This is a genomic window from Orientia tsutsugamushi str. Boryong (genome assembly GCF_000063545.1).
In the GTDB taxonomy this organism is placed as follows: domain Bacteria; phylum Pseudomonadota; class Alphaproteobacteria; order Rickettsiales; family Rickettsiaceae; genus Orientia; species Orientia tsutsugamushi_C.
The window spans coordinates 2,022,551-2,048,756 of the sequence record NC_009488.1; the positions used below are offsets into that span (position 1 = coordinate 2,022,551).

Below are 26,206 nucleotides of genomic sequence, written 5' to 3' on the forward strand. Positions count from 1 at the left end.
CCTGAACATTGACCATTCTAACGCTTGTATATTATCTCTTTCTAACTGTTTCTTATTCTAAATTTGCATTTGCAGACATGCGAGCAATAAATAAATGGCTATTAATTAAAACTATATTTAATATCTCACATAATTATAATTGTACATTATCTCTTGTATACCTTTTTCATTATGCTTTTCATACTTTTCCTTATCCTAATCTGGCGTTTTTAATGCTACAATAACCTAAATTCGATATAAGGTAAGAGTTAGAGTATAAAGAAAAATATCGTAAGAATAAGCTCAGTATAGAGTATCAGCTGCTAGTGATAACTAGAGTTCTTAGAAAAGATACACTTATTCCTGTTTCCTTTTCAAACTTGAATTATCTTTTCATTTCTTTTTAACTCTTTGATATATCCATTATATCAAACTCAAAGCTAGTTAATATTAACTTTGAGTTTGTTCTTTAGCAATCCATCCACCTCCTAACACTAAATCACCTTTATATATTACACAAGCTTGCCCTGGTGCAATAGCCTTCTCAGGTTCGTTTAAAATAACTTTTACCATTGAATTACTATAAGGATATAGTTTGGCTCGTACAGCTGAGTGAGTAGATCGCACCTTTACTTCTACATCTAGTGGTTCTACCAGCATATTTCCTGGACCTAGCCAGTTCAAACTATGAATCATAAAAGTTGTTTTAAACAGCTTAGACTCTGGTCCAACATATACAATATTTTGTTGAGCATCAATGTTAATAACATATAGTGGATCAGAAAAACTTATTCCTATTCTACGCCTTTGACCTATAGTAAAATTTATAATGCCTTGATGCTCACCAAGAATGTACCCATCAATATGTACAATTTTACCAGGCTTTTTAGCATTAGGCTTTAGTTTTGCAACAACATTATGATATGCTCCATCAGCTACAAAGCAAATATCCTGACTATCAGGCTTATCTGCAATATGTAGACCATACCTGTTAGCATGATACCTAGTTTCATCTTTTGTCATATTTCCTAAAGGGAAATGTAGGTATTGCAATTGAGATTTAGTAGTGGCAAACAAAAAATAACTCTGATCTTTTTTACTATCAACAGCTTTGTGTAGTTCTATTCCATTAGCAGTATCAATGCGCCTAACATAATGCCCAGTTACTAATGCATCAGCCTGAAGATCTTTTGCAAAGTTTAATAGATCATGAAATTTTACTGATTGATTGCATTGAACGCAAGGTAATGGAGTTTCACCATTAATATATGATTCGATAAAATTATCAATTACTGATTCTTTGAATTTATCTTTATAATTAAGCACATAGTGTGGAATTTGTAGCTGGTTAGCTACAAATTTAGCATCATAAATGTCCTGACCAGCACAACATGCTCCTTTTCTGTTTATAGCTGTATCATGATTATATAATTGCATAGTAATACCAATAACGTTATATCCATCTTCTTTTAAAATAGCAGCAACAGTAGAACTATCTACTCCTCCAGACATTGCTACTACTATTGTGGCTTGTTCTTTTGCAACTTTTAGATTCAACATAATTTGATAGCTAACTATATATTTATATTCTAATTATAACTCAATTAATACTTACTTAATATTTTATGTCTTTAATTATTAGTAAATCACCTTCAATAATTTTAAAATACTTGTATGTATCCTTTTTACATTGCTCAGAGTATACTAAGTCTTAAAAAATTCTGTCAACATTATTTTTTAAGATTGAGTTATGAATCACAATAACTTACAGATATAAGCTAACCTAGAAGTAAAGCGTCAAAAAGCTATGCAAGGGGAGGAGGAAGTAGCAAAATTGATATTCAGCATAGTAAAGTGAAGCTTACAGCTCGTGAACGCATAGAAGTTTTACTTGATCATTAGAGCTTTGAAGAAGTAGGTATGTTTGCCAAACATCGCTGTAGTAACTTTGATATGAGTAGCAAAATGTTTCTTGGTGATGGAGTAATTACAATGCCATGGTACAATCAATTGTCGTTTAGTATTTGTATATAGCAAAGATTTTACTGCTCTTGGAGGTTCATTAGGAGAGGTGTATGCTAAAAAAATCTGTAAATTAATTGACACTGCTATAGATGTTAAGAGCTCCAATAATCTGTATCAATGACTCTAGAAAGAGCTAGAATTCAGGAAGGTATAGATTCGCTTGGAGGATATAGCGAGATTTTTCAGAAAAATGTCATTACTCCAGGAGTAATACCTCAAATTTCAGTAATAATGGAACCATATGCTGGAGGAGCTGTGTATTCTCCTGCGCTTATAGATTTATTATGGTAAAAAAAATACCTCTTACCTGTTTCTAACAGGTCCTGATGTAGTAAAGCAAGTAATAGGTGAAGATATTAGTTCTGCTAAACTTAGTGGAAGTTTTGTGCATACAACGCAAAGTGGCATAGCTGATTTGGCTTTTGAAAATGATATTGCAGCATTGCTTGAAATTAGAAAATTTTTTAATTTCCTTCCTTTATCAAACACTCATCTTACTCCATATCAAGAAACTAATGATCCAGCAGATAGAGTGAACATGTAATTAAATACTTTAGCGCCAATAAATCCTAATAAACCTTATGATATGAATGAACTAGTTGAAAGAGTAGCTGATGAAGGATATTTTTTGAGTTGCAGCCTGATTTTGCTAAAAATATTATTATTGGATTTTGATATATGGAAGGCAATCCTGTAGGCATTATTGCTAATCAACCTCTATATTTAGCAGTATGCTTAGACATTAACGCTTCAAGAAAGGCCGCTAGATTTATTAGATTTTGTGATGTATTTAGCATACTATTAGTTACTTTAGTCGATACTCCTGGATTTTTACTAGGTCAAAATCAGGAAAGTAATGGTATAATAAAGCATGGAGTTAAATTATTATATGTTTATGCTAAAGCAACAGTACCTAAAATAACTTTCATTACTAGAAAAGCATATGGTGGAGCTTATATAGTTATGAGTTCAAAACATATTTAAGTTGAGATATTATTATGCTTGGTGTAATGCTGAAATAGGCGTTTTAGGGCCTAAAGTTGCTATAGAAGTTCTATATAAAAATTCATATATTAGCCCTGAATTTAAGGCAGAAGAAAATTTTAGAATAGACTTCTTTCGAAACTGGTTAAGGTAGTTCAAAATTATTGCTGACAAATATCGAAATAGACCTAAAAGATTCGGTCTTAGATTTAATTTGATCTCTGGCATTTATAATTTTGAACTACCTTAACCAGTTTCGAAAGAAGTCTAATAGATCTAGATCTACTGAAGTTAAGTTAGTAGAGAATGATCAAAATAAAAATGAAGATCAGCAGCAAAATTTGAAGTTTAAATATACTGAATCTGATGATTTTATAGAAATTGAGTTAGTAGGAAATGAAAAAGAAGATCAACAGCAACAACAGAATTTGAATTTCTATGAGCTTAGTGATGTTAGTAATGACAAGCCATCAAACAATGATTATGAGCAAAACAGTAAGTTAGCAACTCCAGCTATTATCGATAATTCAGAGGTTGAAAAGAATGAATGCTGCCCCAAAAGAAAAAGACTAGCAGATTATTATCCACTAACACCAGAAGATGCAGTTATACTACAACGTATGTCTAGTAGAAGCTTCAACATATACTTCATAAATCAATTACTGTTGAAGTTATCAAATAAATATTCATTCCGTTATTTTGAAAATAAGATAGCAGTGCTAAACTATATGGCAAAAGCCTTAGCAAATGAATTACTAACTACTGATCAGGCTAATAGTGGAAATTTTCGATTTAATGATGTAGGAAGATTTAAAGAACAGTATCTAGCAAATATTGAATCTGATACAGATCGTAGTATGAAGGCTCAGTTGAAGCGTAAAATAGCTGGAGTCTTTGAAGCAGATACTGCTTATCAAATTTTAACATCTTGTGATTTTGGGGCAGCAGTTAAAAACAAATATTACATCAAGTTGATTAAGAATATTTTACTATCAGATCATATTAAATTCAAGATATTACAGGAGGTACGAGCTGTGCATAGCAATGATATTGAGCAGTTACAAGTTATACCATTTGATGAATCAAAACAAGTTATCAATAACACAACGGAGTATCAAAAAACAACAATTTTACAGCAACAAATGAGTGATGAAGATTACCTTTCAGAACTTAGTAAAGAGCTAAGTTCTAACTCTATATTGTTCAAAGTACGAAAATACATACTTCAACATTACGAATATGAGCAAGTTATTGATAAACTATGGTTTAGTAAGTTAGAAGTTGTAAATGAAGATAATGTTAATAAAAAGATATTCATTAAGGCTCTAACAAGCTTTGCAAATAGCTATATCAAATCAAATTTTAAACCCATTCTAGAGCGTGCTTTTGCAGCTCAAGGGTTTTCGTTTGAATTAGTTGAGTTTGTAGAAAGTTAGATTAATGATTAATAGCTGTGAAATACAAAATTCTACTCAGAAAAATTATGGTGCTTTATTTATTTTTTTGTTATATTGTAAGTTATATGATAACCCTTTAACAGATTGCGAAGGTTTCAAAAGGTTAAAATTCATGAATAATTATTTAATAATTATTTATCGTTCTATACTTTGCTGCTAAGCAAAGCTGTACTGAAGATTATATTACAATAGTGATAGTATAATTTTAGATACCGTGTTAAGAGTCAAGAAAAGAAATAATAATTTTATAAAAAAGATGTAAGTTTTTATAAAATTATTATTTTTGCTGGATTGAAACATTAGGATTAAAAGGAGAATTATGCTTCAAAACGCCATAAATAATATGTAGTAACTTACGCATAGCAGCAGTAAGGATAAGCATTTTGGGTTTACCAGTGTTAGATAAACGTTGAGAAAAATGCTTGATAATACAATTATGTCTTAAGGCAGACATAGCAGGCATATAAAAAGACTTACGTAGATCTGAATTACCAGTTCTAGAGATTCTACTAGCGCTACGCACAGAACTACCAGATTGACGATGCTTAGGATTAAGACCTACAAAAGCTACAACTTGTTTAGCAGAACTAAATTTCTCAATATCTGCTAAAAAAGCCAGAACTATAGCTTGTGTTTTTGCTCCTATACCTGGTATTGATTCAAGTAACATAGCTTTATTGTGAAGATCTTTGTTATTTTTAATATGGTCATTGATTAGTTGTTCAATTTCTTTAATTTGTGTTTCAAGAAATTCAATGTGCATTTGAATATTATTAGCAATTGCTTTAGAAGCTCCTTCTAATCTATTTGTTTCTTGTGTTTTATGCTTAATTAAAACATTCAGGCGATTAACCAGCTGCTGTAGTTCTTGAATATAATGCGGCTGTGGATACCATGCTTCCTGTTTCATTGCTTTGCAAAAATCTGCTATTAATACACTGTCTGCTTTATCTGTTTTTGTACGACTAAGTTTACTCATTGCAAAACCTTTAATACGAGCAGGATTTACTACACTTACTTTATAGCCATAATCGTACAGATATTTCGCTAAGCTTTTCCAGTAGATACATGTTGCTTCCATACAAACATGTCCAGTTTCTCTGCTTTTTAACCATGTTACTAATTTGTTAAATCCTTCAGAATTATTATTAAATTTTCTTGTTTGAACTTTATGATTAATTAACACAGCGGCATCAAATGTCTCTTTAGAAATATCAATTCCTACAATTATACTATTCATAATCACCAAATTTTATGTTAAATATCTCAAAACCAACCTTGTAAATACAGGCTTTTTTGCCTAAGAATACCGTCCGGTTTTTAGTTAAAAAAGATAGTTACTTATCTAAAATTCAGGCTAGTAGCCTTAGGAGCATAACTGTATACTAGCTTTCTTTTGTGCTATTGCTATAATCTTTTATTTTATTGCAATTTCACTTATTTTTATCATACAAGGAGTAAAATGATGTCTGAATCTAAGACTAAATATGCTTTACATCGCGCTATTAAAGATGGTGATTTTGAAAAAGTGAAGCATCTTATTAATAATGATAGTACACTTGTCAATTCAAAATATAAAGACGGTATTACAGCTTTATCTGTTGCTTTAAAATATAAGAATCTACCTATTGCTAAGATTTTGCTGAACAATGGAGCTGACATAAACGCAAAAATAATGATGGGCACACTGTTTTGCATACAGCATTCAGAACTATGTATCTAACATTTACTGCTATAATATTTCTAGCAAATATGCCTTTATAATATCTATTCTCAACAATTTACTACTCTTTGTAGGACTTTTAGATTATACCTTTTATACCTTTCATTATCCTAATCTAGCGTTACTAGACATCGCTCTCCTATTAATTTCTTTGTTCATATAATTGCTTCTCTTGCTAGTTATTCTATCTCCAAACTTAATTCCTATCTTATCTCCTCTTCTTTTTCATCACTCAACTTATCCTAATCTGGCGTTTAAAAGAAGCTTTAACACAACATCCAAATGTTTAAGATTATTGGATATGGTACCGGCCATGTCAAAAATATAGAATTCCTAAAGCATGGCATACTTGATGTTCAATATAAACTAGAGCTTGTATCTTAGAACTCCTATTTAATTACATCATCTATACAACATTACCTAGCATTTCTGATATTTCTGATATTTCTGATATTTCTGATATTTCTGATATTTGCTTGTTTAGTGCTGTAGATTCACATTCTCCTGCATGATTAAGTGTCTGGGAGTCTTCGCACATATTGCTGCCGTTATCATCATCTATACTTTGTTGCTTTTCTGCTGTACTTAAATTTTTAACACCAGTATTGGTATCAGTTTTATTTTTTTTGTACCACCAATTATATATTATCGGTCCAGAAACAACTAAGGTTCCTAAAGTTACTAAAGTTCCTAATCCTATCAATATTACTGTTTTTGCTGTAAAAATTGAATGATTTTCATCTGTAGAGCTAGGTGTAACATCAACAACTGCTGTACTAGAACTACTTATTATATCAGTAAATTTTGCACTATTAATATTATTACTATCATGGGGCTTTATGTCATACAAAATTTCTTGTAGAATTTTAAAATTAGATTCAATTATTTTACAAATTTTTATACTGTAATTAGCAATTCCAGCTGGAGTTAAAGCGTATATAATTTCATCTTTAGATGTAACATTACTTGGTGCTAATATTTCTTGACCTGTACATTTAGGCAAATCAGAGTTAAGTGCTCCTGTAAAAGAAAGTATTATATCATAATTTTCTGCAAATTCAGGAAACTGAGGCTTAATGTCAAAATTACATATAAATAACATTTTTGTATTATTCAAGTTGAATGAAGGTAGCAGTCTCATTGCAGTTATTTGGTAGTCAAAGGTTGCTGGAATGTAGTTCTTAATACACCACTCTGTGTATTTGATAGTAACGTTTGTTACTGAAATTACTCCATTCCCTATAAAGCTATAAATATTATTAAACATTATTACAATTAATTAATCTTTATTAACTAATCATAGAATTAACTTAACAATTGTCAATCATTTATTAAATTAATTAGCATGAAGCTCACAGTATGTTTTTATACGCCAGATTAGAACAAAGGAAAGCATGAAAAGCATAATAAAAAAGGTTTATAAGACATAATGTACAATTATAATTGTGCAATATATTTAAATATAATTTCAATTAATGACGGTTTATTTATTGCTCATATTTCTACAAGTACTAGTTCAGAATACTATACTTAATAACCTGAACATTGAGCATTGTAACACTTGTATATTATCTCTTTCTAACTGTTTCTTATTCTAAATTTTCATTTGCAGACATGCGAGCAACAAATATAGTCATTTACAATGAAGTTTGCGTATAGAAAAAAAGCGATAATAGCTGCATAAGGTTTGCTAACACGATATTATACGCAAACTTCATTGTAAATAACTATAAATGGCTATTAATTAAAACTATATTTAATATATCACATAATCATAATTGTACATTATGTCTTATAAACCTTTTTCATTATGCTTTTCATGCTTCCACTTATCCTAATCTGGCGTTATAAGGCTAGGGTTTATGACTAATATCCTTAAAGCATATAATTTTGTCCAAGGAAATTATTATTATAATATAATTGCTGGTAATATAGGATCAATTTTTGCTACAGGTGGCATAATGTCAGTTTTCAAGGAAGGTATTAGAGGAGAGTTGGGAGTTGGCATTGCAGTAGACTTATATGGTATATATTATACAGACATTGAATTTGGTGGCACCTATAATAATAGCGATAATTCACTTCCTTTTTATATACGTTCTGGATTTCGTTTGCATTGTTGAATGAAATGAGTTCAGTAGTTAGTAATGATTAGCTCATTAACGAAATTTCGCTGTTCATTGATTGAGTATGTGACTGGAATATGAGTGATGAAAAAGTCTTTGTATATGTCTCTAATGAATGCAGTATTATTATTTGAAAGCATAATTTTAACACCTTTATTGTTTAGTTCATAAACAAAATCCCGTAGTCTGATTTGCTCTTTTTCATCAAATGGAACTCTGGTATAGAAACGTTCTCCTGATTGGTGGTAAGGCTGATCAAGATAAACGAAGTCACCTTTTTTAGGTTCTATAAACGAAAAATCCATAGCGCAAATTGATACACCAGCCAGAAGGTTACTACATTTATTTATTCTAGAGCAAATATGAAGCTTAAGATATTGCTTATCAGAAAATGTTTGAGCAGATGTACCATCTCTGTTTAGCCTATAAATTCCTCTAAAAGAGTATTTATTAAGATATATAAATTTTGCCGTGATATCATTAGGATCATTACTATAATAATTGTCTCTTATTTTATAGTAGTGATTTTCAGAATGGTTTTTGTGATATAGATTTAGTAACCTGTTGACTTCATTTGGATTCTTTTTTACAGCGTGATAACTAGTAATTAAGTCGAGATTAATATCAGACAAAAAACATTGTTTAAACAGATGCCTAACTTGAAAAAATAAAGCACCTCCACCAAGGAATGGTTCATGGTAATTATAGTATGGCCCTGAAGGAAGATGTTCTATTAATTTATTAACAATTCTCCTTTAGCCTCCAACCCAGTGAATAAAAGGCTTTGGTTCATTAGAAATTGCTGTTGACACAAGAATTTTTGATTAATTAAATCTCTACTATGAATTATAGCAGAAAACAAGCCTTGAAGCCAGTAATAATAACTGTTACAGAGCTTTTTTTGTAAATCTTTTTTGAATGATATTTTTGTAGCTAGAGATACAATGCGATAATTTCGCATCTATTTTAAAAAAATGAAAAAATTTTCAGAAATATTACAAAAAGCCATGTACTGATAAAAATCGAAATGATACTGTATACCTGATGTTATCTGAGATTTAAGGTATAAATGATATCTAACTAAATTTTATTCCGTTTCAAAGTCATATATCTCTTTTAGAAACTAATCTCTCGCTATTTTCCTTACTACTTTCAACAGAAATAATCAGTTTAGAATAATAAATCAGAATTCAATGTACAGAAGAGGTTAGAAAAAATATTAGTTAAGGATAATTCTTGAAAATATAGATAGTATAAAGTATAATAATATGACTTAATCTTAAATGAGAGGTGATTATGTATAGAAGATATTTTGAACAGTTATCAGACCTTGGAAAGAAAACAATCGATTTTTTATTCAAGACAGAAAAAACAAATAAGTCTTTAATTGTTATTGGAGAAACTGATGACCAAAATTTTAATATTACTCAGGTAGCTCGTTTTTATGAAAGTAAAGGTAATGGACAAGTTAATGATCATCATTTTAGTAATAGAATATATTCAGTAGAATATGTAAATTATGATCATCCAAGGTCATATAATACGGTGTATTTAGTAAAAGATTTTAGTCATAATCATAAGGATGAACTTACATCTGAGATGGCTGCACATCAGAATAAATCTCTTGGCATGATTAAAAAGACAGAGTTAGAACGTGCTAAAGTTTTAATTATTGTATCTAATGATTTAAATGAGGATGCCAAAAATGAATTACAAGAGTTTGCTGAAGATCAAAAACTAAACAATTATTATGAACAAACTCACATTTTAAATCTTGATCAATTTGAAGAGTTTTTATCAGGTGATTTAGGTGTTGAATAATCAATTATAGCGCTATATGGAAGTCATGTTTTGACTTCCTACTTTTTTTAAACCTCAGCAAAGCAAAATTATAATTTCATCAGCAAAAGTATCAGCAATAAACCTTAGTTAATATCGGATAAAAAACATTGTTTAAACAGATGCCTGACCTGAAAAAATAAAGAGCCCATCCACCAAGGAATGGTTCATGGTAATTATAGTATGGCCCTGAAGGAAGATGCTCTATTAATTTATTAACAATTCTCCTTTTACTTCCAACCCAGTGAAGAAAAGGCTTTAGTTCATTAGAAATTGCTGTTGACACAAGAATTTTGATTTAGTTTAATCTCTACCATGAATTAGAGCAAAAAATAAGCCTTAAAGCTAGTAATAATAACTATTGCAGAGCTTTTTTGTAAATCTTTTTTAATGATATTTTTGTAGCTAGAGATACAATGCGATAATTTCGCATCTATTTTAAAAAAGATGAAAAAATTTCATAATTATGACAAAAAGTCATGTACTGACAAAAACCGAAATGATACTGTATACCTGATGTTATCTGAGATTTAAGATTTAGATAATATTCTGATAGAGATTAAAACTTAAACCGCAAAATTTTCTTTTTAATCTCTAGGAAGCAATTTAACAACTTAAATAGCAGGGTAATTCTATGCCTATAGAATACGAAGGTCAAAATAAAATCAATAAATTAACTGAAAAATTATCTACAGATGGAATTAATAGCACAACAATAAAACAGGTAGATGCAGAATTGCAAAAACTATACTGTCAGCTGGAAAAATCTGGGCAAGTAAGCATAAATTTCATAGATTGGATACAATATTTTAGGCGAATCGTAAATAACTATGATAAAAAAAAGATAAATATAATAGCTTCTCTGAATGGAATAATTTTTTTATTTAGACAATACATAGCATCAACAAATATAAGGATTGAAACATTTAACATAGAATCACTAATAAATAATACTGTTATCAGAATGAGGAAAAATTTTGAAAATGAGAATATAAATCTAAATGTTCAAAATGATATAAAGACAGTTCTGATTGGAGATAGTTTTCGAATAAAAGCAGTAATAAGCCAGTTAATTGGTAGTGCTATTATAAATAGTAGTAAGAATAGCAAAATTACTATTAACATCAATCAGTATTCAGAAATATTACAATTTACAGTACAAAACATAGGACTAAGTCCTTCTAAAGAAAAATTAGAAAGAATAAATGCTGAACTAGAGAATTTGAATTTGGTAACATATCAAGAACTAGGAGAAGGATTAGCATTTATTAAACATCTTACACATCAGCTAAAAGGAAGACTAAGAGCAAAAGAGGAAAAGAATTACATAACTTTTGCATTTGAAGTGCCAATAACTAGTTTTAACTCTTCTTTAGGATAATGCTATGAAAGCAAAAAAGAAAACAATTAACCAATGGATGGTACAAATACCTCCAATACCAATTACGCTAGTGAATAGAGAAAGGGAGAATATCGATGAATATATGGAGATAATAACAAAGTTAAGAAAAGCTAAGTATCAGGTCGAGGTAGCTGAATCATTGAAAGAATATTGTGTGAATCTGATACAGAATATCAAATATAGATTTAATATTGCAACTAGTGAAATTGTAAGGCTAGCAAGCGAGATCATGTTAAGTGATTCAAAAAATAAAGATAAGCTGAAAACAATATTAAATCGAGCAGTAAATCTCCAAGAGTACTGTAATGATGTAGTTTACACGCTTAGAAGCGAAATTGAGAATGAAAATTTATGTTTAAAAAAATTTAGCATACAAAAGTTAGTAAAGGATGCTGTCAGGAGACTAGAAGACATTGCAAAAGAGAAAGATATAAAAATCAATTACAATTTTCAGTACAAAATGAAGGATATTGTGATTGGAAATAGTGATCACTTACAAGCTATATTAAGTCAATTAATAGGAAGCGTCATTAGATTTAATCACAGCTACAAGGTTATAATTACAGTTCATTTGTTTACTGTAAAAAATTATATAAAAAGCGATAACATACTACAATTTAGAATACACGATAAAGGAAGCGGTATTTCAAAAGAAAAATTAGGGAATATAAAAGCTAAATTAGCTGATTTTGACTTGGTAAGAGACTGTCCGCTAATGCTTGAATCAGGATTATGGTTTGTAAATTACCTTATTAATCAACTTAATGGAGAAATGGAAATAGAGAGTGAAAAAGACAAGTTTACAACCATTACTTGCAATATTCCAGTACAACTTTTTTAATCAAATTAATTCGCTTCTTTTACAGTTTTTATCTGAGATTGAAGTATATAAAAAGTTTAATTTATTGTATAATTTATTAAAGATTATTTAGAGATGAAAAATGATAGACTTTTATAGCGAAAGCTTACTAAATAAGCTGTTTGAAACCAACGTAAGATTTAATACTGAAATTGATCTTGATAAAGTTGAAAAAGCTATATTTTATGCCCAAAAATATCATGGTCAGCAAAAGCGAGATACTGGAGAACTATACTACACACATCAATTAGAAGTAGCTTATATGGTATCAGACTACAGCTTTGAAACTGATACAATTATTACAGCAATACTACATGATACACTCGAAGACACAACACTAACCAAAGAAATAATAAGTCAAGAATTTGGTAATAATATTGCAGAATAGGTTTTAGACCTCACCAGGATTAAGGATAATAAAAAAATCAGTTCTAGAGAAATGATTCAAACATTTTATAGGCAAAATAAAATAGAACTATTATTAATTAAGCTTTTCGATCGATTCCATAATATTCAAACCATACATATAAAACCTTATGAAAAAAGACAAAAAATCGTCATTGAAACTCAGCAAGAATTTATACCTCTTGCTCAATACCTTAAATTACGAGAAATTGCCATAGAACTAAATAAATACTGTGAGCTTTATGCTAGGTGCGTCAAGAAAAGGTGAATTAATCTTACTGGTGAAAGTCCAGTTATGGAAGGAGAAGCTAGATCCACCATATAGCGAGTCTTGTGCTGCTGAAGGTAACGACAGTAGTAAAGCGTAGACAGTGAAACATTCGAGCCGAAACCAAATGGTGAACGTGATATCCCCGAAAGGCTTATATAGTGGAAGCCGATATGTTAGACTACATAGTAGGCAAAAGAAGATTGGAGGTCAAACTAGTAAAAATCCAAAAATTTTCAACCACCGGGGTCACAGGCGTCAGCGAGTTTGTAAAGATTAATGACACAACTTGAGAAGTCCTTATAACTCTTACGTAATTAAGTAAGTATTCAAAGTACAAGTGATGAAACATAAGGCTTTGGAGATAGTGTAAGGATGGCTGAGTTAGCCATAGTAGTGATGAAATCCAGTAATGTGGGCGGAGCGAAGGGTTAGCAGAAAAGTAAGAACGCAAGAGGGAAACTATGACTGTACACAGCATAGATAGAAATACATGGTTAACGAAACTTGAGCGTATAAAGTTGCTATCATCGAAAAATCAAGACATAAAGTTTAATAACGCCAATTTAGGATAAGTAAGAGTATAAAAGGTAGTGAATAAAAGGTATACAAAGAGAGGATGTTGAGTTAAAAAGAAAATTTAAATAAAAAAGGAATAACCCAACATGAAAAAATGTATTATAACAGTATACTATTTAATAGATAATTTTTGCAAGATATATCAAGAGTGGGAAAGAAAGAGATTAATACCAAGTAGCAATCAAAGGAACAGAGATGGAAAGTTGTCCTTAGCTGAGTTATTAACAATAGCGATATATTTTTATTTGTCTCCATGCAAGGATTTTAAAAATTATTATCTATATTACTTGCGTCATAAGTATAAAGGATACTTTTGTTTACCAAGCTATAGTAGGATAATACAACTGTGGCCTAGAATGTTGCTACCGCTAGCTGTATTAATGCATTATCTGAAAGGAGAAGAGACTGGTATATATTACATCGATTCTACAAAGTTAGCAATTTGTCATAATAAACGTATTTCCAGCAATAGAGTTTTTAACAGAATTTCTAAAATTGGTAAGAGTAGTTATGGCTGGTTCTTAGGCTTTAAGCTACATGTTATAATCAATAATAAAGGCGAAATAATGTCAGTTAAAATTACTAAAGGCAATAAAAGCGATCTATCTATAGCTTCAGTTATTTCTGAAGGCTTATCTGGTAAATTGTTTGATGATAAAGCCTACATATCTAAAGAGTTATTTCATCAACTGCTGACCAATGGTCTACGTTTATTTACTAATCTTCGTAAAGATATGAAAACATATTTATTGGACATAGAAGATAAGCTGTTATTAAATAAACGTTCCTTAATTGAGTCTGTCTTTAATGTACTAAAAAAACATATGCATTTAGATTATACTAGACACCGTTCTCCTATTAATTTCTTTGTTCATATAATTGCTTCTCTTACTAGTTATTCTATCTCCAAACTTAATCCCTATCTTATCTCCTCTTCTTTTTCTTCTCTCAACTTATCCTAAATTGGCGTTTCTAGCAAATATCCATTCTTAATAATTGACTATTCTTTGTAGACCTTCTGTATTATACCTTTCATACTTTTCCTTATCCTAATCTTGCGTTGTTAAGGATATCGAATCTCTAAAGCATGACCTACTTAATGTTTAGTACAAACTTGAGCTTGTATCTTAAATAATAGTTTAAACTATATGCACAGCTAGCAATATCAGTACTGATAGAAAATATAGAGTAAGAACTTCAGAATAACATAACTGATGGTAATAATGAAAAAATAAAGAATATGGACATATTAAAGATTTACATCATTATTCTCATGTTTAAATCTTATTAAAAAAATAGTTTCAAGCTAAATCAAGAAGAATGTAATATCACTGTGACCTAGAACACTCTTCTTGAAAAGTATATAGCATAACTGTTTTATACTGGTTTTGCTATATTTTAAATAAGAACTATTATCTTACATCGTACAGAATCTCATTACCAATATAAATCATGCTCATAATTTACTTCTTCTCCAACAAATTGATCTTCTTCTATAACATTTTCTGAATTTTCTGACTGATAATCATCATCTTCATAACGTTTATAAAATATCTTCAGTCCATCTATAATTTCTTTCGCTTTTTTGTTCAGTTCGACTTGTCTGCGCTGTTCTTCAGATAAGCATGTCTTGCTAACATTACATTTTTTTCTCCAAAAGCTAAAGGATTGTACTAAATACTGTATTAATAATATCGTAGAATTGAAATCTGCAGTAGAAACGATAATATTTGTATTATCAGTACTATTAGTACTATCAGTATCAACAAAATCATAGGATAATCCTTTACTTGACATACTCATAGTATCATCAGAATTCAATTTACTAGCACTATTTTCAAACAATTGAATTGATTCTTTAAGATAGTGAGTAACTGTATTAATACTATTTCCTATCCATGTACTTATAAATGATTCAGCTCTGCTAGCGCTACTAGATACCTGCTCTAATTGATCCTGCTGCTCATTATACTCGTCATTATACTCTTCATCATACTCATCACTCTCATTATCAGCTATATCACTTTCATAGCTATCTATAGTTTCAAACGAAGTATCTGACCTTTTAGAACGTGGTTTTGATGGTAAGCTGTTGGATTCATTTTTGTTTATCGATGATGATAAGACATTGAGTTTATTGCTTAAATCTGGTAGTAGTGGTACTACAGTTGGCATTCCAAAATCTGGTGTTCCAAAGTCTTGTGATATATTTTTTAATTGTTCTGATAACCCAGAGTATGTTAATGAATACTTAAACTTAATATCTAAATCTAAGTATTCATTTGCTGTATTAATAATATCATATTCGTTGAGAGAAAGTATTTTTTTCTCATATTTCTGAATTTGAATATCGTCATAACACTTTAACTTAATCCGATTTAGCAATACATCTTTGTACTCTTTCAGATGGACTTCTGTGTTAGAATATAAATATGAATATGATGCTAAATTATCATCTGTAAGGATATTTGTAACGCATGCATTATTAAAAACTATTTGATCAGCTTCCGATACAAATCCAAGCATTTTATAATTGATAAGTTTGTCCTCAGAGTTTTTATTCTCAGAGTTTAAGCTATATAATGATACAAGACACTTTACAATGTCTTCGTGATGTGGTGCTATCCTAGATGCTCGCCATGAATATAGTTCTCCAGCAATCTTCAATGCTGAATTCATGTTCTCAATAGAAAAATTGCATACTAAATATATTATTATCGGTTCATTGTTATAATTAAGCATATCATTGGTATAACTAAACTTAATTACATCAATTGCATACCTTATATCAAAAAAACATTCCTCTATTATAACTTTACTTTTGCTAGTAGTATGAGTTAATACAAAATTTTTCTCCTCTTGTGTTGCAAGTATATCATCTGGAATTACATTCTCTAGTACTAAAACACCTACTTTTTCCTCATCACGATGATTATGTTGTATTATTGGCTGTGTTTTTACAGTATTAAAGTGCGTAATAGTGTACTCACTTACAATGGCCTTATAGCTATAGTCTTCTATTTTGCGGCTTTCAGCAAATACATCAATTGAATAAGTATAATCAATATCTCCATCATGGTAGAAATATATTTTTAAGTCTTTCCACTTAGAAGTATCTAAATAAAAATTCTTTACAGTTAATATAAGCTCATTACTTTCTTTATCACCTATAGATAGAATAAGTGAATTCTCTACTTTGAAAAATTTAACATTTCTACTTTCAGTAAAAACTACAACTGGCCCATTCTTCCTTACTTCAAATTCTTTTTGGTTATTGCTTGCCATATAAAATTGAGCTATATTTCTATGTACATAGCATTCACATGGTATATAATAGTTATTTTGTTGATCCATTAAGATAAGATGTTTATGGGAATTACTATTCTTCCAATTTAGAACAATAATTTCGAACCCATTTTGTGTATTAATTCCTATATGTATTATATTTAAATCATTATTGGCATTCATATCTATGTGAAGATCACGTATACTAGATAGTTCTAATATGTCTAAAATTTTATCTTCGTCAAAATTATCAATATATATGGTATTTATCTTAGAATTATCATCCTTTAAAAGCAAGTATATATCTGATTTTCCTCCACCTTTGATAAACATATTTGCTTGATCTAAAACAATAATATCTTTACTATCTGAACCAAAAATAAAGAATGTTCTAGCAGATTTTGCAGTGCAAAACACTTGAAATGATTTTCTGCTTTTAGATACTTCTTTGTAATACGTAACTACATCTTGATTTGTCAAACTTTTTACTTTTTTAGAGTTTAGATGCAATTCAAACTTGTCAATAAAAACTCCAACATCTTGGCCACTGCTCATAGATTCAAAACTAACTTTAGGAATTACAACACTACCATACTTATCAATTAGATTAAAATTTGGAGTTTTTTTTACTTGATTAAAATAGTTGTTTATCTTAAGAGTAAACATACTATCTTGAGATAAGATGATGTCTATAGTCATAGTATTATCAAGTAAATTATAGAAACACTCTTCCAACAAAGGAATATCTAGAAAAACAATATCACCAGTACCACGTACGTCTATTATTGATTTTGTGTTCTTATAATTTGCATACTCGTTTTTCATTGATTTAACAAAAATAGTGTAATCACCGCTACCACCTTCTACCTTTGTATATGGTCCTATCGTTAACTTTTTGCAGTTTTTTATAACATCAAATTCGTCTTCTCCATTACCTCCATTGCTGTCTATATGCATACTATCAGAATTAAGTATCTCTTTGTCCTTATATATACTGTCTCCTATTCTACTCACTCTAATAGATGCATCAACAGTATCGCAGTTAACATTATCTTTTTTATTTACTCTACCTATATATTGAATCTTCAGCTTGTTTATATATGGAGTATCTCTAATCTCCTCATCATTTAAATCTTTTTGAATTAAGCTAGAAGTATATTGAATACCTCTTAATCTCATCCTGCACTGAACAAGATCAACTTCAAATTTTACAACTGGAGACTTTATATTACTTACATCTATTATGTTTATATAGTTGCCAAAATATATTTTACCTGTAAACTGATCATTCAAAAACATAAAGTGATTAGTAACACCATAACCACCTTCTACTTCTACATTACCATCCGAACTAATCATGAAAATGTTATTTAGATCATTGAGACCTTTAATATAACCAGAGTTTATATACTTAAAATCAAAAATAATATATTTTTTACGATCTTGCGATTTCCTACTATCATCTGGAATAACTAATGTTCGTGTTTTATCAAGCTTGTACCTAATAATTTCTATTTTTGATTTCCTACTATCATCTTCAATAATTACTGCATTATCACAATAATATCTAATATTTGGATATGAAGACACCTTGTAGCTACTCTCTCCTCCATTTTCATAGCTACTACTAGTGATTTTTGGTAAACAGATAAATGCAGCTCCTGATATTTCATTTGGTAAAACACGAGACAATTTTTCAGTAGGTAATGGACGATTTTTAGTGTTAATATTAGAGTTGCCTGGGACAATGTATTTGTTAGTTATTTTAAACACTTTGAATCCATCAGATGTGACTTCATTAATAGGTTTACCATGTATAGTTCTAGCAATTTGTATAACAACCCCCCCATTAACTGGAGACAGTTCACATTTCTCATATTGTTTTAGTTCGGTTGGGCATTTGCTTACAATCCTAGGTTTGGCCTTTTCTGCTTTCCCAAGTCCAGTAGCATAAGCGACTGTATTATTCGGAAAAGAGTTTAATGCATTCCATGCTGACTTAACTATCGAATTTACTGAATCCGTTTTAAATGCAAGCTCCTCCAGACTTTCCTGTGGACTTAACATCAACGTGCTTCTTATGAACAGATGAATATTTTCCGAAAGTGTAGTATCATACTTTTGTTTCCATTCTATAATGGTACTGATGCCACCATATATTATATTAGATCCAATTATAATTACAGCAACTAGAATAGAAACTGGCCCACCAGCTGCAGCAGCTAATAAAATAATACTAGAAACAAGTGCTATTCCAGCAAATACAATAGCAGCGATGCTATCTCTTATCTCCTTTTCACTACATGCATTATCAGTATTTGCTGCTTTAGCGCATTTAATTAACTTAATTGTTGATCGTACTATTTCTATAACATCAAATATTCCACCTACTACAGCTCCTCCAATCCTAATTGTTTTTGGAAATTTAGGAAATTTTTTTATTAATGCATCTTCACCACGTTGAATTAAAAATGAAGAACTTATCTCACTAAGGCTTAATGCGCAGTCTAGGTTTTGCTCTGATTCGCCTTGAATGGCTTGCTGGCATGTAACAATAGTTCCATGTATTCCTCTTACTAGTAGAATACGTGATCCGGCATTGGTTAATCGATTCTTAAGTATAGTACTAAAGCCTGACAAAGGTGCCTTAGCAATATTATTCATTTCCTCTAAGAACTTATTATTACGCCAGTTTGCATAACCATTATTCTCGACAATCTGACTAAATAAGTATTTCTCATCACCAACTATTCTGTCACCATCATCTGCTAGTATACCTTTTGCTAAATCTAATAATTGATCCTCAAGAATTATGTTACTATTCTCAGATAATAGCTTATTAAATTTTCTAGTATCAATCTTAATTTGATAATAGTTCCGTTTCTCTGAAACTTCTTCATTTGCATTAAACTTATCAATATGGTCCCAGCTTATTCTACATTTGATACCAGCCTCTCTCTTCTTCCTACCTTGAGAATTAGTAAGACATAGTCCGCTACTTGTGCCTACTACGCCTGGGTTTATTGCATTGTTCAGATCTAAGCTAAGTCGCTCAATTTGATCACTATTATCAGCTCTGAATTTGTGTAATATACCTGCAAATTGTTTTTGTCTATTTAATAGTATTTCTCGTGAGGTGCCTTTAAATCTGCTGTGTATGTGTACATTATTATCATTTATTCCTCCTATGGCATTATTATCTAATATATCTAATACTCTTTTAAATTCTCTTTTATATTTCTCAATATCTTCTTGGGAATTTTTTTCATCTGACTTAAGTTTACTTAAATCACGTGCACGATTTGATATAGCTGCAGCATTTATTTTAAGATGTGATTGATGACTAGGTTTTAACAAAAAAGACATAGTATGCAATGTATCACATATTAATTGCCAGTTAGTTACTGATGATTCCCATGTTTTTGTATTAAAGTTAATTTCGTGGTTTTCATAATTATGATAATATCTTTTTAAGGTTTCAATATATTCATTTAACTGCACTGTATATGTATCTAAACTAGGTTGAGAAAAAAAAATGGCTAATCCATAGTCTTCAAATACACTTCGCAAATGTATTATAGTTTTCTCGTTCAGAAATTCATAAAACTTTCCTTCTAATTCTGTTGCTACTGCTCTAAAACTATTCTCTCTTTCTTTAGAAAGTGTTTCTTTACTATAACTATAATCCAACGATGTAAATAATATTTTTACATCATCAAAATAGTTTTTAAAAACACCGCTATGTAGTTGATATATCATTTTAGTATTAGCAGTTGCTAAAAAAACATTATGCACTTTAGCATAAGCATTCATCATAAAATCGTAAAAATTAAACTCTTGGCCTCTTTGATATAATACACGTGCAATAACCTCCAATATTTGTTGTTTATCATTGTACATTGTATTAGCATTTTGTATATCATGTATGCCATGAGAAATCTCAGTCCAAGTTTTAGATAATGCAGCATAATAATTGTTACTATTTTTTGTGCCTTTGCTGTTTCCGCCTCCACCTTTGCCTTTGACAGCATCTAGGGCAAGCATAATGTAAGAATCTATATAATCATGCAGATGAGAATATTTACTACATATATTTTTTAACTTCTGAAAGTTATCACTTACGCTTTGTGAATTTAAATTATCATAAATATGATCTACAATATACTTTAGATATGCTTTATAATAGAAAAAGCTAACATCTGCAGGGTCAGCGTTGTAAACTCGTTTTAAGAATTCGTGTATTGGTGAGTAAGGTTCAGATTTCTTATCATCAGTAGCCTTTTGAGAATCTGTTATCTGTGTAGGTCCAATATGTCCTACGTATTTATCTGTTTGTTCTGCATTAATGCTTTTTAAAAATGATATTCTAGTGTCATAAGAGCTTTGCTTAATAGCATAATCATATATTTTTCTTGCTTCTACAGAAAATTCTGGTTGGTTTGCTGTTTTTGGGTTATTATTATATAGTAATTGTGCTGATCTACGCTGTACAAATTCATGAAAAACAGGTGGAATAACTTTAATGTTCATATTAAGGTTTTTTGCTAAGTTTAGTAGTAATATAGCACGCTTATTGTATCTAAGATCTGGTCCGTATGGATCTATAATTTCTGAAAAAGATTTAGCTTTGTCAAAAATGCCAAAATATTCACGTATGCTTTCTTGGAACTGTGATTTGTCTTCGTTTGTGTTTCCATGATATGCAGGCTTTTTTAGTTCATGCTCCACTGTAGATAGTGAAAATACTATTATATCTCTGTAATACTTAGTTTTTCTATTTATATAAAACGATTTGCTATTCCCTGCTGCTTCCTTTAACTTTATTATTAACTGATCAAATGCATCCGGAGTATTAGCAGATTTAAAATATTCAACTATATGCTCATATTTTATTTCCTCATGTGCATTTCCTGACTCATTAACAATACCTTCATTTTTAAAAAGTGCCCGCATAGCCTCTGGCGATACTTCGTTATATGCCACACAAATAGTGTCAAACAGTGCTTTAAGTAAAGCATAATTATTTGTATCAAAAATGATTTCGTTACTCATAATTTATATCTCCTTCGCATATTAAATCATCTATTTCTTGACTGCACAGTACAGTCATCCTATCATTATGGATAGTTACAATATCTTCATCTTCTTCCGCATTTTCTGTATTTGCATCTATTACTTGTTTAATATAAGATATTAGCATCCTACGATTACTATTAATACCTTGTAAGTCGATCCATAAATTAACATTTGGTAGCATGTGATAAAGGGCAATAACCTTCATAGCTCCTTCAAAGTTTAAACTTCGACATTGCAATGATAATTTAATCGTTGCTTCTGAAGACCATTCTACTTCAGATAACCCATCACATAAAATATATGAGTCTACATATCCAAAGTTACTATAGTTAAAGTTGAACTCTATTGTGATAGGCCCTTGGTTCCATTGATACTGTTTCAGATCAAGCATTATATTGTGTAATAATGACTCGTATATGTAATCATTTATCTCAAATGTTAATACATTGTCTGCTTTTTTTAAATATTTTTTGTGAAAATAACTAATGTTGACATCTAATGAATCATATATCATATATACCTTCCTTTATAAATTGTAAGTTTATTACTACACAAAATAGCAATAATGCGCTTTCACATAGCACATTATTTTAGTGTATGTAATGAAAAATAATTTTACAATGATTATTTAATTTCTATTAACCTTTGATTGTTTTATTCGACTATAGATGAAATAACTTTTGAAAGAACAGTATATAGTTCAATATAAGAGATATGGCAACCACCAGCAAAAATAAGTGTTATAGGCATCTTTTAATACTTATTTATAGAGTTAAAACATGTCAGTACTTCTTGCAAAGCATCAAAAAATCACTTTTATTAAAGAGTTTGATTAGTAATAGTAGTTTTTGTTCAAGATAAATTACATTCTTAAAATATTTTAGCGTTTGTAGACCTTCTGCATTATGACTTTCATACTTTTACTTATCCTAAATTGGTGTTATAAGCAATAAATAAACAGTATTAATTCAAACACTATATTCAAGATAATATACAATTATAATTGTATATTATCTCTTAATTCTTACTTAATCTGACATCCATTTTGATACTTATGTCAAGATGTAAGCTGAATCTCATGCTGAGTCACTAAGGATGTAAATAGATTCTCCTACTAGATGAGTAGTAGTGATCAAAGAAAAATTATATCCATCAATACTATCTTGTTCATTTTGCGCTACTTCTGTGCGATGATCGCTATTTAACTTAGGATTGTTACACTGACGTTTATGAGTGTAAAGATCTTCATGCTCATCATAACATAATGTTCGCTTTTCTACTGATTGCATAACTTCTTCAGTATGAGTATGTCTTATTATTTGCAGATTTTCAATATTATTTTCTTGATAGCTTTCTATAGGTTGAGATTGATTGTTAATAGTTAAGCTATTTACTGCTTCGGATACTACATTATTTTTTACAGTATCCTCCATAGCTAGTGACAGCTCTAATATATTATCTAATTCTGAATCACTTGTATTTATCTTATTTTGTTGAATTGGTTGTAATTGATTTTCAAATTGATTGGTAATATAATTATTTAATTCCAGTTCTATTTCTTTGATATTATTATCATCATCATCTATAGCTAGCATCATATTTAATATATCACCAGCTACTAGCATAGAATCTGATATGTTAGCTAATTCTTTACCATCACTATGTGTATTTATCTCATTACTACTGTTCTCAATATCATCTTCTCTATGTTCATCTATTATCTGAGATTGATTATTATTGGTTGTTAAGTTATTTGTCAATTCATGTACTGTTTCATTTATTTTTTCATCATTATCATTATTTAGCTCTTGAATATTGCTATATTTTTTGAACATGCTATCTATGACGTTTTTACGAGTTTCTCGATCCTTCTTTTTCACAAATTTTAATTCCAGTTCAAATTTTTTGAAAGATATTAAAAACTCTTCGTTATTTTTATGCACTTCTTTCATTATATAAAGAGTTTTTAATAATTTATCCAAACAATATGTGGCATTAGGTCCTATATTAGATAACTTACCGGAAATAGTAGAAAAAGGTATATCTAAGGTATATAAGTCATTTAATATATTGATATTTAAAGTTAATACCTTTAATGTTCCTGCTAATGCATCTAGATCGATTGTATAATTATGGAGTAATATACCTCTGATATTGGAAGCTTCTATTATGTTAGCTGGTTGTAGCAGTTTTTCTAAGTTATCTAAGTCCATCTCAGAAATAAAATCATCAAAATATGTATTTGAGTAAGAAGTACTTTTCCAATTGGTCTGAAAAATTTTACTTAAAAATTTCTTCGACCATGGATGATTTTCTAATAATCTTGTTCCTAAGGTGTCCTTGTTATCAAGGTATTGGTTGAAAGTATATAAACTATCTTGTTTTCTAGGTGGCATATAAGTTCCTTTTATCAATTCATTAAATAAAGCCTCTTACTATATATTCATTTTCTAAATAAATAATGATGTGAATATAGCATTACTTTATTCAAAATCAAACAAAAAAACTAATAAAATTAAATTAATTTAAATTATCTATTAAAATATACTAACTTTCTATGTAAAGTTATTTATATAAACTAAAGTTTGATATAAAGTGATAGGTTAGACGATAACAAGAATAAGAATTATATTTGTAACGCAGGATTATGATAAGAAAAAGTTAAAAAGAGATAATATACAATGGTAAATGTTAAGGTTATTAGGTATATCTTATGAAAGAATAATTGCACATATTATGAGCAATAGATAAACAGTTATTAATTGAAATTATATTTAATATATTACAAAATTATAATTGTACATTAGACTTCTTTCGAAACTATACAATGATGTAAAATGGTGTTATAAAAATCTGATTTGAAGTAATAATGAAATTAGATCAGATTAAAGAGTTAAAGGATGAAAAATTTCGTCGATTAACAGTAGTAAGGAAGGGAACATTCTCAAAGATGGTGGATATTTTGAGGAAAGCTGATGGTGTTAAGAAATCAAAAGGAGGGCGTAAAAATAAGCTCAATTTGGAGGAACAGTTATTGATGGCCTTAGAATACCTTAGAGAATACCGTACTTATTTTCATATAGGTCAGAACTATGGGATTAGTGAAAGTTCAGCATATAAAGCTGTAAAATGGGTAGAAGACACCTTAGTTAAACACCCAAACTTTGCTCTTCCAGGTCGTAAAGCTCTAATGAATAGCGATATGAATTATGAAGTAGTCTTGATTGATGCTACTGAGAGTCCAATAGAAAGACCCAAAAAAAACAAAAATTCTATTATTCAGGAAAGAAGAAAAGGCATACACTAAAGACTCAAATAGTGGTAGACAAGAAAACACACCAAGTAATATGTACAGATTTTTCTAACGGTAAAAAACATAACTTTAGATTATTTAAGGAATCCAAAATTCTTATCCATCCTAAGATTAAAGCGATTACTGATACAGGATATCAAGGTATACAAAAAATTCACAATAATTCTGCATTACCAAAGAAAAAAAGCAAGAAAAATCCTTTAACTAAAAATGATAAAAAGAATAATCGTAGGTTAGCAGGAGAAAGAGTTGTCAATGAAAACTTTATTGGTATGCTAAAACGGTTCAAAATTATTGCTGACAAATATCGAAATAGACGTAAAAGATTTGGTCTTAGATTTAATTTGATCTCTGGCATTTATAATTTTGAACTACCTTAACCAGTTTCGAAAGAGGTCTATTATACCTTGTATACATATTACATTATACCTTTCATTTTTTTTATCCTAAACTTGCGTTGAGAAGGCCATGCTTTAGAGATTTGATATCTTTAACATGGCCGCACCATTCTTGACGAAAGCTATTCCATTTTAAGCCATGAAGGCGAATGTAGCGCTTAGTGTTTTCATCTGGTTCAGAGGAAAATTTTAAAATCACAGCAGCTTTATTTTGCTGTTCCTTATCAAAAATATTTTTACCGATTGTAGTCCAATGATTCTGAACATTTGGATGTTGTGTTAAAGTTTCTTTTAGTGAAACCAATCGCACCAAATAAAGTGTTTGCTGATAAGTGATCAAGCTTAGCCTTAGCGACTAGTCCACCCATTTCGATAAGACGTCGAGTACGCATTTTACGTTCTTTGATTTTGAGGTTAACCTCATCCATGATTAGCTTAGCTTTTTTTGTTGGAGAGTAATTTTTTGCTGCATAAGATTTGCCATGTTA

The 26,206-nt window shown here is 29.7% G+C and carries 15 protein-coding genes and 6 pseudogenes; 12 read left to right on the top strand and 9 right to left on the bottom strand.

Annotated elements, in window-relative coordinates:
- Positions 1-429 precede the first annotated feature (429 nt).
- Positions 430-1,539: a tRNA 2-thiouridine(34) synthase MnmA gene (gene mnmA / locus OTBS_RS09610; RefSeq protein WP_011945154.1), complete on the bottom strand. Its 1,110-nt coding sequence runs from the start codon at positions 1,537-1,539 to the stop codon at positions 430-432.
- A 234-nt stretch (positions 1,540-1,773) separates the two neighbouring features.
- Between mnmA and OTBS_RS17325 the strand changes: the two are divergent.
- From OTBS_RS17325 to OTBS_RS09620, 3 genes and pseudogenes are all read left to right on the top strand, one after another.
- Positions 1,774-3,127 (top strand): annotated as a pseudogene (locus OTBS_RS17325) (acyl-CoA carboxylase subunit beta); the annotation flags it as partial.
- Positions 3,128-3,142: 15 nt separating this feature from the next.
- Positions 3,143-3,238: pseudogene (locus OTBS_RS14805) on the top strand (IS5/IS1182 family transposase); the annotation flags it as partial.
- Positions 3,225-4,424 carry a hypothetical protein gene (locus OTBS_RS09620; protein WP_232489011.1) on the top strand — a complete coding sequence of 400 codons (1,200 nt, stop codon included), beginning with the start codon at positions 3,225-3,227 and terminating at the stop codon, positions 4,422-4,424. The pseudogene OTBS_RS14805 and the gene OTBS_RS09620, both read left to right, overlap by 14 nt.
- Positions 4,425-4,722: 298 nt before the next feature.
- Here OTBS_RS09620 and OTBS_RS09625 read toward each other — a convergent pair whose 3' ends face one another.
- Entirely contained in the window at positions 4,723-5,691 is a 969-nt protein-coding gene (locus OTBS_RS09625; RefSeq protein WP_080571859.1) for an IS110 family transposase, read from the bottom strand.
- Between the two features lie 219 nt (positions 5,692-5,910).
- Here OTBS_RS09625 and OTBS_RS09630 point away from each other — a divergent pair, with 219 nt between their 5' ends.
- On the top strand, positions 5,911-6,168 hold the full coding sequence (locus OTBS_RS09630; RefSeq protein ID WP_011945155.1) for an ankyrin repeat domain-containing protein: 258 nt from the start codon (positions 5,911-5,913) through the stop codon (positions 6,166-6,168).
- Between the two features lie 406 nt (positions 6,169-6,574).
- On the opposite strand, the gene OTBS_RS09635 is transcribed toward OTBS_RS09630, so the two are convergent.
- Positions 6,575-7,435: a hypothetical protein gene (locus tag OTBS_RS09635; protein ID WP_011945156.1), complete on the bottom strand. Its 861-nt coding sequence runs from the start codon at positions 7,433-7,435 to the stop codon at positions 6,575-6,577.
- A gap of 595 nt (positions 7,436-8,030) precedes the next feature.
- On the opposite strand from OTBS_RS09635, the gene OTBS_RS09640 reads away from it, so the two are divergent.
- The gene (locus OTBS_RS09640) at positions 8,031-8,291 is read left to right on the top strand and encodes a hypothetical protein (protein ID WP_011945157.1); all 261 of its coding nucleotides are present in this window, start codon (positions 8,031-8,033) and stop codon (positions 8,289-8,291) included.
- Between the two features lie 11 nt (positions 8,292-8,302).
- Here the strand turns inward: OTBS_RS09640 and OTBS_RS09645 are convergent.
- A pseudogene (locus OTBS_RS09645) lies at positions 8,303-9,106 on the bottom strand (DNA adenine methylase).
- Positions 9,107-9,590: 484 nt separating this feature from the next.
- Here OTBS_RS09645 and OTBS_RS09655 point away from each other — a divergent pair.
- On the top strand, positions 9,591-10,115 hold the full coding sequence (locus tag OTBS_RS09655; RefSeq protein ID WP_041621256.1) for a hypothetical protein: 525 nt from the start codon (positions 9,591-9,593) through the stop codon (positions 10,113-10,115).
- A gap of 107 nt (positions 10,116-10,222) precedes the next feature.
- On the opposite strand, the pseudogene OTBS_RS13425 reads toward OTBS_RS09655, so the two are convergent.
- Positions 10,223-10,419: pseudogene (locus OTBS_RS13425) on the bottom strand (DNA adenine methylase); the annotation flags it as partial.
- Between the two features lie 348 nt (positions 10,420-10,767).
- On the opposite strand from OTBS_RS13425, the gene OTBS_RS17330 reads away from it, so the two are divergent.
- From OTBS_RS17330 to OTBS_RS09675, 5 genes and pseudogenes are all read left to right on the top strand, one after another.
- Positions 10,768-11,514 (top strand): sensor histidine kinase, encoded by a 747-nt coding sequence (locus OTBS_RS17330; protein ID WP_011944800.1) that lies wholly within the window; start codon positions 10,768-10,770, stop codon positions 11,512-11,514.
- Between the two features lie 4 nt (positions 11,515-11,518).
- Positions 11,519-12,376 carry a sensor histidine kinase gene (locus OTBS_RS17335; RefSeq protein WP_011944799.1) on the top strand — a complete coding sequence of 286 codons (858 nt, stop codon included), beginning with the start codon at positions 11,519-11,521 and terminating at the stop codon, positions 12,374-12,376.
- Positions 12,377-12,476: 100 nt separating this feature from the next.
- Positions 12,477-13,067: pseudogene (locus OTBS_RS09670) on the top strand (HD domain-containing protein).
- Positions 13,042-13,167, top strand: coding sequence for a hypothetical protein (locus OTBS_RS17740; RefSeq protein ID WP_269763926.1), 126 nt, complete (start codon positions 13,042-13,044; stop codon positions 13,165-13,167). Before OTBS_RS09670 ends, OTBS_RS17740 begins: the two are co-directional and overlap by 26 nt.
- A gap of 565 nt (positions 13,168-13,732) precedes the next feature.
- Positions 13,733-14,608, top strand: coding sequence for an IS982 family transposase (locus OTBS_RS09675; RefSeq protein WP_011945158.1), 876 nt, complete (start codon positions 13,733-13,735; stop codon positions 14,606-14,608).
- A gap of 475 nt (positions 14,609-15,083) precedes the next feature.
- Here the strand turns inward: OTBS_RS09675 and OTBS_RS09680 are convergent, their stop codons facing one another.
- The 3 genes from OTBS_RS09680 to OTBS_RS09690 all read right to left on the bottom strand — a co-directional run bounded on the left by OTBS_RS09680 (position 15,084) and on the right by OTBS_RS09690 (position 24,403).
- On the bottom strand, positions 15,084-21,983 hold the full coding sequence (locus OTBS_RS09680) for a hypothetical protein (RefSeq protein WP_011944727.1): 6,900 nt from the start codon (positions 21,981-21,983) through the stop codon (positions 15,084-15,086).
- On the bottom strand, positions 21,976-22,398 hold the full coding sequence (locus OTBS_RS09685) for a hypothetical protein (protein ID WP_157866369.1): 423 nt from the start codon (positions 22,396-22,398) through the stop codon (positions 21,976-21,978). The genes OTBS_RS09680 and OTBS_RS09685 overlap by 8 nt, the downstream gene beginning before the upstream one ends.
- 685 nt (positions 22,399-23,083) lie before the next feature.
- On the bottom strand, positions 23,084-24,403 hold the full coding sequence (locus tag OTBS_RS09690) for a hypothetical protein (RefSeq protein ID WP_011945159.1): 1,320 nt from the start codon (positions 24,401-24,403) through the stop codon (positions 23,084-23,086).
- Positions 24,404-24,876: 473 nt separating this feature from the next.
- Between OTBS_RS09690 and OTBS_RS13445 the strand changes: the two genes are divergently transcribed.
- Positions 24,877-25,700 (top strand): IS5-like element ISOt6 family transposase gene (locus OTBS_RS13445; protein WP_157866465.1). Its coding sequence is split into 2 segments (ribosomal slippage): positions 24,877-25,264 and positions 25,264-25,700, totalling 825 coding nucleotides; the frame shifts between segments, so codons are not numbered across the junction.
- 61 nt (positions 25,701-25,761) lie between these two features.
- On the opposite strand, the pseudogene OTBS_RS09705 reads toward OTBS_RS13445, so the two are convergent.
- Positions 25,762-26,202, bottom strand: a pseudogene (locus OTBS_RS09705) (conjugal transfer protein TraD).
- Positions 26,203-26,206 lie beyond the last annotated feature (4 nt).